Here is a 12,701-nt window from a genome sequence, read left to right as displayed (position 1 = left end):
TATAGGGTGCGGTCTCTTGGGTTGCTATCATTCTATTGACTAATTCAATTCTTAAACTCACCGTTCAATTAACCACACTATGCAACGTCGAACCTTCCTAAAAATTTCTTCCCTAGCGGCCCCTGCACTTGCGAGTGCTTCCTATTTATCTACTACTCATGCACAGGGCTTAGCAAAAAGAACTGAACAGATTTCAGAGAAGATCTTTGGCAATGACGGCCTATCGATTCCAATTGCAACGACACCTAAGGTCTCACCACTTGCCAAAGGCTTAGATCGTACGATGGTATTGGGTGGCGGTGGGGAGTATTACATTGCCTGGTATTGCGGATTCTTTCACGGCTTAATGGAAGCTGGCCTTGATATGGCAGGTCTGCCGCAGATGGTGGTGGGAACCTCAGCAGGATCGTATATGGGTTCATCTCTCCTATCGGGGCACTTTGGTCGCCTACGAGGGGAAATGGATTTCTTTGGCGAGTTTCCCAAGATCTTTGCCAAACTTGCACCAACGACTAACCCCAATGCGAGCCAACTCAGAGCGATGGAAATCAATATGAGTGCAACCGATGGCAGCATTGAAACAAGGCAAGTGATTGGCCGAGCTGCACTGGCAGCCGATAACCGTTTGAATGGATCCCGAGTTGAAGCCCTAGCGGCATTACTCACGGGGGATAGTAAAACAGATTGGCCAACACTCAAAATGTTCACATCATCGATTGATTGCTATACCGGTGAACGGCTAATTGTTGGTCAAGCTAGTGCTCGAAAGAATAAGATTGCATTGGCTCATGCTGTTGCAGCGAGTAGCTCGCTCCCCGGAATCGTGGGACCCACTTTACTTGGCCAGCGTTACGGTATGGACGGTGGAATGTGCTCCAATCCAGCCCATGTTGATGTAGTGGCCGGATCAAAACGTGCTCTAGTAATTACTCTCACCGATGGAGTAACTGGCCCCATTCTGACAAAGATTCCGCATCCGATGGCACAAAACATCAAAGAGATTGAGAGTGTTGGCACTAAAGTGAAATGGATTGTGGCGGGAGCGCCAGATGGGATAAACCTAACGGATCCTCGTCAAATTCAACCCGCTTTGCGAGCAGGGTATGAGCGTGCGAAGAAGGAAGCGGCTCAAATTAAGGCGTTTTGGGCGTAAGAAGTTAAATCCGATCTTGCTTGGCTGAGTAGCTAGCGTCTGTTGTGTTGTTACCCCATGCAATTGGCTCGCCTCGCACCCATTTCCACCAAGCATCGATACGCCAGTAGGATTCTCGTTGACGGTAACCAAGGGGCTCGATGAGCCCAATTAGTCCCAAGCGAATCACTTGCTTTAGATTTGGGAAGGTATTAATAAATGCATCGTTCATGGCGAGTGCAAACCAGGAATAAAACCCGGTAATGGAAAAGACCAGAAGTCCATAAATAAGAAAAGCTGGAATCGATAGCAGGCCAAATACTAGGGCACTGACAAAACACAGAAGACCGAGAAGTTCAAAAATTGGTGCAAAAGATTCAATAAAGACTAAATGCGGGAACGCCATCCAGCCAATCAATGGATTTTTCTGATTAAATGCCAATGCGCGGTGATACTTCAAGCTTTGGAGGGCTCCATACATCCAGCGCTCCCGTTGTATCTTGAGGTGTTTCGCATCAGTGGGAACTCGCGTCCAGCAAATGACATCTGGAATAGTCCAGACGTGATACGGAATTTGCCGATTCAAGAAGTGCCGATGCAATGAGAGAATCATATCCAAATCTTCGCAAGCAATACCTTTGCGGTATCCGCCAACCGCGATGACTGCCTCACGCTTAAATACTGTTAAGGCACCACCAATAATCAATAAGCCATCGAGATAGGACCAGCCGGTGCGCCATGAGGTGAAGGATCGCAAATACTCAATGATCTGAACCGCGACAAAAATAGGCTGGTTCGATTTGCGGCGACTGACCTTTCCGTCGCGCACCATAATTTCATTACTGGGGGAGATTGCGCCACCTAATGCAATCAAGCTTGGCTCATCAATGAATTTAACCACCATCTTACGTAATGAGTCGGGTGTAATAATGGAATCGGCATCAATGCAGCAAATGAGTTCAGTATTGCAATAATCAATCCCGACGTTGAGACTATCCGCCTTCCCAGAATGTTCTTTTTGGATCACAAACAGATTAGGATGACTCGAAGATCGGTAGCAATGTAATAGCCTAGCGGTGCCAAGCTTAGAATATTGCCTAATAGCATGTGCTTCGAGGTGATAGTTATTTCTTAATAAGGAAATCGTCTCATCAGTTGAGCCATCATCAACCACAATGACCTGGAAGGCTGGGTAATCGGCAGAGAGGGCGGCGGCAACACTATCTAGAATATTTTGCCCCTCATTGAACGCGGGGATGACAAAACTCACGAGCGGGGCTTGGAAGCGTTCAAACGGGATCTTCTCATGATTAATGGCCCGAAACCGAATATGCCGAATGTGCTTACGAAATAAAGTAGCGACAACTCCGTACGTTAGTAAAGCCAGTAATAAATGGAGATGAAAAAAATACTCCATGAAACGGATCACCAAACTCATGAAAGATGTTGGGTTCATGGCGCCCTCAAGTAGCGGGTAAATTCTGCTGGAAGTAGGATTGCACTCCTACCAGCGATTAGGTCCTGAAGATCCTTGGGATCTAATTGCAGTAAGCCTGTTAGTGTCTGACTAATGCTGAGCGATTTCTGTTGATAGTAGGCAAGGATGGTTGAAACAGCACCCATACCATCTAGGCGAACGAGAGCCTCGGCTGCGAAGCTGCAGCAGGATGGGTCATCCAGATAGCGAAGCAGGGTGGCACGGTAATCATCTTGCTTAAGTAATCCAATCGCTTCAATCGCAATGGCATGGTTTTTATGAAAAAAGCTTGCAAGTGAACGATCAATTGTCTCTTTGACCTGCATGTCTTTAAAGAGTCTGAGATCAATCAACGGCGAGGCGTTTTCTAGAACTCGTACTATGGCGTAGCAGGCATCAATTGGATGCTTTTGAATGAACTGATTCAGGGCATCGATTTGCAATGAATCGGGCTTGCCCGCCTTGAGAAGCTCCTGAATCAACTCTGTGGCATGGGCTTGTTTGACTTGGTGGCTATGATGTGACTGAAACTTATGGGCAATTAGAACCATACAACCCACAATCCCCAGAATAAAGAAGCCGGTGAGGTAAAGGGCGTATTGCAGCAGGGGATCAGAAAGCCACTCGAAATCCAACTTGCACTCCATTGCGTTGGTAAAAATTTCCCTGTTTTGCGTGCCACAGAGCGCCCGTTAGACCATATTGCTTAGAGAGCCAATAGATCCCATCCACTTGATATTGCTGAGTATCAATGGTGGTGAGATTGCCAATATTGACGACGGTTGGTTCATGGCCGCTGGCATAAGTGAGACCCAAGCGATTGCCATTGTTACCAAACCATTGAACTTGGTATTTGCTCAGCCAGCCACTTCGTTGATGATTCAGGGTGGAGTAGGTGGCAAGGTAAGCAATACGAAAGTCGCCAATGTATTTATCCAACCCTATATTTTGATTTACCGTATCACCATCCGTGTAATTACTTTGCCGTGCAGAGAGAAAGTAATTAAATTGTTGGGGTAGTTTGCCAACCCATCCTGCGCCATATAGCTCTTTGGCTAAGAAAAACGGATTGTGCGTGTAACCACCCTCAACATTGATGACTCCATAGTGGGTTGGGTAGGCGTAGTTTGCATAAACAGATTGATCCGATTGATCGAAGCGATTGGCGTTCTGAACTTGGGTGTATAGCAAACCATACTGCTTCATCGGTAACATGACATCCAGATACTGGGCATCCCAAGGTTTGTAATTGTTGGTGAGATTCTCATAGGAGCCGCCCAACTCCAAATACGGTTTGGAATCAAAAAAAGCGGGGCGATCAATTACCGGCCTGGTGGGATCCTCTAATTGAGCATGTACTACACCCGGCGCAAGCATGAGCCCAATCATGAATCGAAGGGGGAGGCAGTATCTGCCGATTTGCTTATTCAATAGCATCCATCCGATTACTTATCAACCCCAGTGTAAGACAGTTATATGGCCTGGGTCTATTGCTAAGGGAAATGCCCTACCTAGGCGATCAACCTATTGATTTATTGCAGTAATTCATGAAAATAAGGACTGTTATTTCAACCATCAATTCATCGACTGATTCCCATGAAAACACGTATGACCTTCCTTCAAAAACTACTCGCAATTACTCTTACATTGCAGGCTTCTTTTGTATTCGCCAAAGGTAATGCCGACACCATTTTTTATGGTGGCCCGATTGTGACCGTCAATCAGAAAAATGAAGAAGTTCAAGCCTTGGCAGTTCAGGGTGGCAAGATTGTGGCGGTGGGCAACAAAGATGCAGTTACAAAGGACTGGCAATCGAAGACAACTCGGATGGTTGATCTCAAGGGTCAGACCTTGATGCCAGGGTTTGTGGAGCCTCATGTGCACATCATTGTGACCTCGGTCTTTGAGGGCTTGGGACTAAATCTCAGTAATTTCAACTTACCATATGACACCAAAGAGACCTTAATCGCCAAAATGAAGGCGCATCTGAAAAATGTGCCCAAGGGTGGTTGGCTATTTGGTTTTGGTGTCGATCCATCGCGAACTTCTCCATTCATGGCCGAGCTCACCGCAGATGATCTCGACAAGGTCTCCAAAGATGTACCCATCTTTATCGTCAATCAATCAGGTCATATTGGCTACGTAAACCGCAAGGCCTTTGAACTTGCTGGCATTACGGATAAAACCCCAAACCCGAAGGGTGGCGGTATTTATGTGAAAGATGCTAATGGCAAGCTGACTGGTAAGTTAGTTGAGCCACCATCGTACTTGCCATTCATGGCCAAAATGCCTAACCCTTCGGAGGCCGAGTTGACAGCGGCAATCTTGGCAACGATGCGCAAGATGGCTTCGGTTGGCGTGACCACCGCCTCGGAGATGAGCGTGGGCGGTAATTTTGGGGTTGATCAAGAAATCGCCATTTATAAAGGTCTTTTTGCTAAGAATCTGTCACCGATTCGAGTCCGGGGTTATTTGTTTAGTGAGGCAATGCCACCTGGATACAAAACCATTAAGCCGAATGATGGTGATGATCGTTTGCGCTTTATCGGTATCAAATACATCTCGGATGGCTCAACCCAAGGTTTAACCGCCGCGCTGCGCGAGCCCTATACCTATCCGAAGGGAAGTTCTTGGAGTGGGGCACTGAACTTTAAGGATGACGAAATCTACCAATCGATGAAGTCTTACTTTGATCAAGGTTGGCAAATCTCAACCCATTCCAATGGTGATAAAGCAATCGATCAAACGCTCAAAAGCTATACCAAACTGCTCTCTGGTAACTCTAAGCCACAAGATCGACGCTTACGCATCGAGCACTTTACGGTGAACCATCCTGAACAGGTCAAGCAAACCGTGAAACTTGGGGTGATTCCAAGCTTCACCATTGGTCATGTGGATTATTGGGGTTCGGCTTTTTACAACCAGCTTATTGGTGCAGATCGAGCCAAACGCATTGACCCGGCCGGTGAGATCAAGCGGTCTGGCGGCAAGTTCACCTTGCATAGTGATACCCCAGTCTCTAATGTGGGACCACTGAACTACATTACTGAATCGGTTACCCGTATGTGGCAATTACCACCGAGTAAAGCATTGGGTCCTGATCAAGCTATTTCAGTTGATGATGCAATTCGAGCAATCACCATTGACGCTGCCTATCAGATCTTTGCTGATCAATTGGTTGGTAGCCTAGAAGTTGGTAAGCAAGCCGATTTGGTAATTCTGGAAAAGAACCCACGCAAAACCAAGCCTGAAGAGATTCGTAATATTAAGGTCATGTCGACCTGGATCGATGGCAAGCAGGTCAGTTTGAAGTAATTACTTAAGGATCGAGTTCATGAAGAAAGCCGCATTCTCTTTAATCATGCTTGCAGCCGTTGGTACGGCATACGCTCAAGAATCAAGAACTGATCGTGAGATTGATGAACGTTTTGCAGCTGCCGATAAAAATAAGGATGGCAAGCTCACCTTAGAGGAAGCAAAAGCCGGCATGCCAAGAGTGGCAGCCAACTTCCAGCGCATTGATACCCAGAAGAAGGGCTATGTAACCGCCGCAGAAATTAAGGCAATGGCTGATCGTTAATTTTTTGGGTGAGTAGCCAACATCTTTTTTGATTCTTCAGTACAATTAGCCAGCTAACTGAGGCACCCTGGTGGGTAGCTCTACAATATTGGCTTTTCATTAAGCCTTGAAAGTTGAGCATGTCTGTACCCGATGAACTATCTAAAAATACCCTAGGTAGTTCTGAATCCATCATTATGGGTATTGCAGGAACTGCCCCCGCATTTAGTGTGGCGGTAACCACTGCAGCGATTGTTTCTTCGGTAGGGGAGCTTTCGGTTGGTAGCGTGCTATTTTGCGGGCTCATTATGTTTGGCATTGTCTTAGCCTTCATGAACCTAAGCAAAATTACTGCTAATGCGGGTGCTGCTTATGCATGGGTGGGCCACGTATTTGGACCCAATTGGGGATTTTTTACTGGTTGGGGTCTTTTGGTGGCTTCGGTATGCTTTATGGTATCGGCAACGATTCCAGCCGCTAGCTCCACACTGTTATTAATTGCGCCAAGCTATGTTGAGAATACCCATGCCATTGCAGCTGTTGCAGCGATTTGGCTGACACTAATTACACTTCTGGTGGCTAGGGGAATCAAGCACTCCAGCTATGTACAAATTAGCTTCACAATCATTGAGGCAACTATTTTGATTGCCATTATTGTTGGCGCATTTATTCAATACTGGGATGCCCCGGTGCGCATACCAACGTTGCAGTGGATTTCGCCATTGTCATTCTCTCCAGGACTATTCGCGACAGGCGCTTTAATCGCAATTTTCTTCTTCTGGGGATGGGATGTCACGATGAACCTAAGTGAGGAGAGTAAATCGAGTCAGGGTCATGCATCTGGTGCGGCAAGTACCGGTGCTTTTTGGTCTGTGATCAACATGATTCTCTTTTTCTCGATCATGATGGTAGTGGTCTTGATTGTATTGACGGATGATGAGATTTCAAGTGCCAATACTAATGTCTTATTCGCAGTTGCAAGCAAGCTATTTCCGGAACCATGGAACTATCTTGCTGTCTTTTGTACGATTTTGAGTACAGTTGGAACAATCGAAACCCAAATTCTGCAATTTAGTCGGAGTTTATTCTCGATGTCGCGGGATGGCATGATGCATCCGTCCTATTCAAAAATTCATCCAGAGTGGCAAACGCCATGGATTGCAACCCTGGCAATCTGGGTTTTAGGACTTTTGCTGTTATTTACTTCATCGTATATGCCGACCGTGAAATCGATTCTCTCAAGCTCCATCATGGCGATTGGATTTCAAATTTGTTTCTATATGAGTCTTGCGGGTTTTGCATGTGCTTGGTACTACCGCTCTCAATTATCCAATGGGCCAAGTCATGCAATTGGCTATGTCATTTGGCCATTTCTATCAGCATTATTCATGGTCTTTATTGCGATCTACAGTACCCAAACTTTTGATTTTCTCACTAATCTCATTGGCTTAGGTGGTCTTGCTCTTGGTTTTATTCCTCTGTATCTCAATCGAATCCGCAATCGTCAACGCAGTTTATCTAACTAATAATCCATTGAGATAATTTAAGGATCAACCCCAGTATCGATGGTTTGGTAACCAACACAATTTTTACTTCAATGCTATTGTTATCACTCTGTCTACAAGAGTGATTTGTCATGAGTTATCAGCTCGTTTGGTTTAAGCGTGATCTGCGTTGGGAGGATCATGCCGCCTTAGCGCATGCTGCAAAGCGCGGACCGATACGCTGTATTTATGTGATTGAGCCGAGCCTCTGGCAGCAGCCCGATATGGCTTTAGGGCATTTTGGGTTTATTACCGAGTCGCTAAGGGATCTCGATGCAGAACTCCGTAAACATGGTGGTGGCTTGGAGGTGTTTACGGGAGAGATGCTTGAGGTTTTGGAGCGTTTGTGGCAATCCCAGCCGTTTGCTGCAATCCATTCGCATGAGGAGACCGGTAATCAATGGACGTATGATCGAGATCGATCCGTGTCGCATTGGTGCGCAGATCATCAGATTGCGTGGCATGAGTATCCGCAGTTTGGAGTGGTGCGACGCCTAAAGAGTCGTAATGCCTGGCAGTCGGCTTGGGAGCGTCATATGGCTAGCCCGCCAGAAAAAGCTCCAACACTTTCATTCTGGAATCCCGCGATACAATCTTTGTCAGCAATCAATCCCCCATCACATCTTCGGCACGACCCACCACGGCGTCAGCGAGGAGGGCGTAGTCTTGCACTCAAGACCTTAGATGATTTTTTGACCATTCGCAGTCAAGGCTATCGAGGTGGAATCTCATCGCCTTTAACGTCCCCGCAAGCATGCTCTCGTATCTCGACCTATCTTACCTATGGTTGTCTGAGTATGCGTGAGGTGGTGAGTCGCACCCGCGCCAGAATCACGGAAGAGGGGATTGCAGCAAGGCAAAAGGCGGGCTTACGAGCGTTTCTGAGTCGACTGTATTGGCACTGCCATTTCATTCAAAAGCTCGAGAGTGAGCCCGAGATTGAGTGGCGCAATATGCACCGCGGCTACGATGGTTTGCGTGAGAATGACTTTCATCACGAGCACTTTGAGGCATTGAAGGCGGCACAAACCGGTTGGCCGATGGTCGATGCTTGTGTAGTGATGCTGCGCGAGACCGGTTGGCTCAACTTTCGGATGCGCGCGATGTTAGTCTCGGTCGCGGCTTACCCGCTATGGCTGCATTGGCGCCCCGTAGGCGAATGGTTGGCTACCCAGTTTTTGGATTACGAACCTGGGATTCATTGGAGTCAACTGCAAATGCAATCCGGCACCACTGGAATCAATACCACGCGGGTCTATAACCCGATTAAGCAAGCGATGGATCATGATCCCACTGGGGAGTTTGTGCGCACTTGGTTACCAGCGATGCGCAAAGTGCCCAATACCTATCTCTATGAGCCCTGGAATATGCCCCAAGCTCTGCAAGAGCAACTTGGCATTCGGGTGGGGGTTGAGATTCCGCTACCGATTGTGGATTTGGCGATTGCTACCAAAGAAGCCAAGTCACGCCTGTATGGGCGCCGCCAGCAGGCTGAAGTCAGAATTGCCAAGCAGGCAGTACTAGAAAAGCACGGCTCTCGCAAAACGATGCATCGGACCAAGGCAAAGACCGCTCCCGCAAAGGCACAACTGGGCTTTGACTTTTAATGATCGGCTCTAAATAGTATGGTTGAAAGTGAGGGCGATGAACCCTCTGCATAAAAAAGTGGATTTTGGTATGCTGGATTCATCTTTTTGAAAGCCATCCATGAAATTGATCCCAATCCTCGCCACTGCCTTGAGTAGCTTGTTGCTTGTCACGTCTAGCCCGGCAATAGCAACGCTGAGTAGTGACCCAATCGCTAAAAACTGTATTAATCAGCAATTGCGTAATCATCAAAACGTCAAGAACAGAAGCCTCGAGGCCAGTGACTTTAGTAATTACTGTACCTGTGTGGCGCGGGTTGTGCGTAATTTAGCCAATGATCAACAATTGAGTGAGCTTAATTCATTGACTAATCAAACCAAGCCCGAGTGGCTCAAAGCGATCGAGCGTAACGCTCAAAAACAGTGCATGGTAGATCCCAGCGCTAAGCTACAGTCAACTTAAAGCATTTCATCGTGGGTTGTTCAATCTATTGGTTTAGAGCAGACCTGCGTCTTCTTGATAACCCCCAGTTTGTAAACGCCTGCCAGAACTCTCAAAACCTTTTACCGATTTTTATACTCCCCCCGCAAGAGCAAACACCTTGGGGGTTTGAACGAATCAGTAAAGAACGCCTTGCATGGCTGCACCAGAACCTTCGTGACTTAAGAAACTCACTAGAAGAGAAGGGCTCAACCCTATTCGTTCTGGAGGGTGACCCAAAGAATGTCTTGCCAGCGCTTTACAAGGAGATTGGTGCTGATGCGCTTTATTGCGAAGTGATTGCCGCCCCTGAAGAAGAGCACGATGTTTTGGAATTGCAAAGAGCAGGAATAAATATACGCACCCAATGGCAATCGACGATGCTCGATCCTCAAACCCTGGGTATGGATATTGGTGAGCTACCGGATGTCTTCACTAACTTTCGACAGTGGGTTGAAAAGCGTCGCCTCAAGTTTGCCGAGCCAGTAGCGATCCCTCAAACGATTCCACCACTGCCATCCAGGTTGCCACCCCAGGATCAAATTCAAGAGAGTGCCGTCACGCTCTTTGTGAATGGTGGTGAGTCCCATGCTCTAAGACATCTCGAACAATATTGCGAGCGACGCTTACCTGATACCTATAAAGAGACCCGTAATGCCTTAAGTCAATTTGATGCATCGAGTAAGTTCTCACCTTGGTTGGCGGTCGGATCGATCTCTGCGCGCACGATTGCTGGGCGGATTCATCAATATGAAGAACAATACGGGGCTAATGATGGCACTTATTGGCTTTGGTTTGAGCTGCTCTGGCGTGATTACTTTCGCTTTCTGATGCTTAAATACGGTAAACGCTTGTTTAGGCCTATGGGATTGAGTCAACGTGCACCCAACACCTTTGACCCCGAATGCTTTCATCAGTGGTCTACCGGTACTACCAGTGTTGATCTCATTGATGCGGGTATGCGGGAGCTGGCTGAGACGGGTTTTCTATCGAATCGCATGCGCCAAATTGTGGCGAGTCACTGGATCTATGCCATGAGCGGTAATTGGCAGGCGGGGGCAGCCTGGTTTGAGTCCTGCTTGATTGACTATGATGTCTATAGCAATCAAGGCAACTGGTTGTATATCGCGGGTCATGGTACCGACCCAAGGGGTGGTCGAGCGTTTAATGTCGCCAAACAGATTGCGCAATATGATGCAGATGGTTCTTATCGAAAACGCTGGTTGAATTAAATGACTACTATTAAAAAACGGGTTGCCATCATCGGTGCGGGGATTGCTGGTCTATCCTGTGCCCAAGAATTGCAAGCTCATGGCTTTGCTGTGACCCTCTTTGACAAGAGCAAAGGGGTAGGCGGTCGTATGAGCCATCGCTACTTTGGTGATTGGGAAGCCGATCATGGTGCTCAGTACTTCACGGCGCGCGATCCTCTATTCCAGAGAGAAGTTGCTCAGTGGGTGCAGGCCGAAGTTGCCAAACCGTGGTCAGGTCGGATCGTGACCCTCAATCATGGCAATGCCATCGATAAACCCTCGGATGCGACGCGCTATGTAGGTATTCCGGCGATGACCTCGCCAGCCAAACACTTAGCACAGAATTTGAATGTGCTGACCCAACATACGGTAGTGGATCTGCATCGGATTAATGATCTCTGGAAAATCACCACCAAAGAGCATGGCCAACTCGCTGGGGCATTTGAGTATCTCGTACTAGCGATTCCGTCGGTGCAGGCTGAACGCCTGATTGGTCAATACTCAGCATCCTTAAAAGCGATTTGCCAGGAAGTGGTGATGCTGCCCTGTTGGACTCTCTTGGCCTATTTAAAAGAGCCGCTCAATCTTTCTTTTGATGGTGCGTTTGTGGAGGGTAGTTTGTTTTCCTGGTTGGCGCGTGATAACTCCAAGCCCGATCGTCCCATATATGAGACCTGGGTTGCACAAGCGAGTCATGCTTGGTCATCAGAGCATGTAGATCGCACTCAGTTTGAGATCGAGCCCATTTTGATTAAAGCATTTCAGGAGCTGACTGGGGTGGAGCCCGATTTGCACCAAAGCCATTTATGGCGCTATGCCAAACTTGAGGCAGCCAATAAACGAGAGTTTGCCCTTGATCCATCGATTGCAGTGGGCCTCTGTGGCGACTGGTTAAAGAACTCCACCGTGGAAGGAGCTTGGTTGAGTGGCTATCGCCTGGCGGAGCAACTGAAGCAGATTCTCTAATTACCAGGGAATCACTTCGCCACTGTAGGACACAAAGCTTCCAGAGTTCTCGGCACTCACTTTTAATAGAACGGTTAGGATTTCATTGGCGGCTTGTTGAGGGTCGCGACCAATTTCTTCACCCCGAAACGGTTTGGATAAATTGGAGTTCACGGTACCTGGATGGATTGCAATCAAGGCAACCTTGGGCATGGTGCGTTTGAGCTCAATCGCCGCGGTCTTAATCAACATATTGAGAGCCGCCTTCGAGGAGCGATAGCTATACCAACCTCCCAAACGGTTATCGCTGATGCTACCCACCTTGGCTGATAGGGTGGCATAAATAGCGCCCGCTGGATTTAAGAGCTTCGTGAATTGGCTGATGGTGAGTGCCGGCCCAATCGCATTCACTAAAAACTGCTCTTGGAGTTGTGCGGCTCGTAGATCTGCCAAGCGCTTTTCGGGGGAGATGTTCTGATTATGCAAAACCCCAATGGTGTTAATGATCAAATCAAAGGGCGCATGAATTACTAATTGCTCTGCTGCCGAGGCGATCGTGCTTGGGTCAGCGTAATCGATGGATGGCTCAGATATGCGATGGATCCCGACCACCTCGGCACAGTTGGAATGCATTTGGAGGGCCGATACCAAGGCAGAGCCGATGGTTCCGGAGGAGCCAATTACAAGGGCCCGAAATGGTTTTTGGAGCAAGGACATGCGGCGA

The 12,701-nt window shown here is 47.7% G+C and carries 12 protein-coding genes; 8 read left to right on the top strand and 4 right to left on the bottom strand.

Annotated elements, in window-relative coordinates:
- Nucleotides 1–79 precede the first annotated feature (79 nt).
- The gene (locus QUE66_RS05785; protein WP_286223133.1) at nt 80–1,153 is read left to right on the top strand and encodes a patatin-like phospholipase family protein; all 1,074 of its coding nucleotides are present in this window, start codon (nt 80–82) and stop codon (nt 1,151–1,153) included.
- Between the two features lie 4 nt (nt 1,154–1,157).
- Here QUE66_RS05785 and QUE66_RS05780 read toward each other — a convergent pair whose 3' ends face one another.
- From QUE66_RS05780 to QUE66_RS05770, 3 genes are read right to left on the bottom strand one after another with little or no spacing between them, the layout of a single operon-like run.
- Nucleotides 1,158–2,588, bottom strand: a complete 1,431-nt coding sequence (locus QUE66_RS05780; protein WP_286223132.1) for a glycosyltransferase family 2 protein — start codon at nt 2,586–2,588, stop codon at nt 1,158–1,160.
- A complete protein-coding gene (locus QUE66_RS05775; RefSeq protein WP_286223131.1) occupies nt 2,585–3,244 on the bottom strand; it encodes a hypothetical protein in 660 nt (219 codons plus the stop codon). Before QUE66_RS05775 ends, QUE66_RS05780 begins: the two co-directional genes overlap by 4 nt.
- A complete protein-coding gene (locus tag QUE66_RS05770) occupies nt 3,222–3,998 on the bottom strand; it encodes a YaiO family outer membrane beta-barrel protein (protein ID WP_286223130.1) in 777 nt (258 codons plus the stop codon). Before QUE66_RS05770 ends, QUE66_RS05775 begins: the two co-directional genes overlap by 23 nt.
- 207 nt (nt 3,999–4,205) lie before the next feature.
- Here QUE66_RS05770 and QUE66_RS05765 point away from each other — a divergent pair, with 207 nt between their 5' ends.
- The 7 genes from QUE66_RS05765 to QUE66_RS05735 all read left to right on the top strand — a co-directional run bounded on the left by QUE66_RS05765 (nt 4,206) and on the right by QUE66_RS05735 (nt 11,998).
- Nucleotides 4,206–5,924 carry an amidohydrolase gene (locus QUE66_RS05765; protein WP_286223129.1) on the top strand — a complete coding sequence of 573 codons (1,719 nt, stop codon included), beginning with the start codon at nt 4,206–4,208 and terminating at the stop codon, nt 5,922–5,924.
- Nucleotides 5,925–5,943: 19 nt separating this feature from the next.
- Nucleotides 5,944–6,189 carry an EF-hand domain-containing protein gene (locus QUE66_RS05760; protein WP_286223128.1) on the top strand — a complete coding sequence of 82 codons (246 nt, stop codon included), beginning with the start codon at nt 5,944–5,946 and terminating at the stop codon, nt 6,187–6,189.
- Between the two features lie 119 nt (nt 6,190–6,308).
- Nucleotides 6,309–7,694: an APC family permease gene (locus tag QUE66_RS05755; RefSeq protein ID WP_286223127.1), complete on the top strand. Its 1,386-nt coding sequence runs from the start codon at nt 6,309–6,311 to the stop codon at nt 7,692–7,694.
- A gap of 110 nt (nt 7,695–7,804) precedes the next feature.
- Nucleotides 7,805–9,319: a cryptochrome/deoxyribodipyrimidine photo-lyase family protein gene (locus QUE66_RS05750; RefSeq protein WP_286223126.1), complete on the top strand. Its 1,515-nt coding sequence runs from the start codon at nt 7,805–7,807 to the stop codon at nt 9,317–9,319.
- A 100-nt stretch (nt 9,320–9,419) separates the two neighbouring features.
- Entirely contained in the window at nt 9,420–9,761 is a 342-nt protein-coding gene (locus QUE66_RS05745) for a hypothetical protein (RefSeq protein WP_286223125.1), read from the top strand.
- A gap of 11 nt (nt 9,762–9,772) precedes the next feature.
- Nucleotides 9,773–11,011 (top strand): DASH family cryptochrome, encoded by a 1,239-nt coding sequence (locus tag QUE66_RS05740; protein WP_286223124.1) that lies wholly within the window; start codon nt 9,773–9,775, stop codon nt 11,009–11,011.
- Nucleotides 11,012–11,998: an NAD(P)/FAD-dependent oxidoreductase gene (locus tag QUE66_RS05735; RefSeq protein ID WP_286223123.1), complete on the top strand. Its 987-nt coding sequence runs from the start codon at nt 11,012–11,014 to the stop codon at nt 11,996–11,998. It abuts the gene before it with no gap.
- Here QUE66_RS05735 and QUE66_RS05730 read toward each other — a convergent pair whose 3' ends face one another.
- Complete coding sequence (locus QUE66_RS05730) at nt 11,999–12,694, bottom strand: SDR family NAD(P)-dependent oxidoreductase (protein ID WP_286223122.1); 696 nt, start codon at nt 12,692–12,694, stop codon at nt 11,999–12,001.
- Between the last annotated feature and the right edge of the window lie 7 nt (nt 12,695–12,701).

The sequence above is a fragment of the Polynucleobacter sp. HIN6 genome (genome assembly GCF_030297575.1).
Taxonomy (GTDB): Bacteria; Pseudomonadota; Gammaproteobacteria; order Burkholderiales; family Burkholderiaceae; genus Polynucleobacter.
Note: the sequence above shows the minus strand (reverse complement) of the source record. Positions and strands in the feature narration are given on the sequence as shown.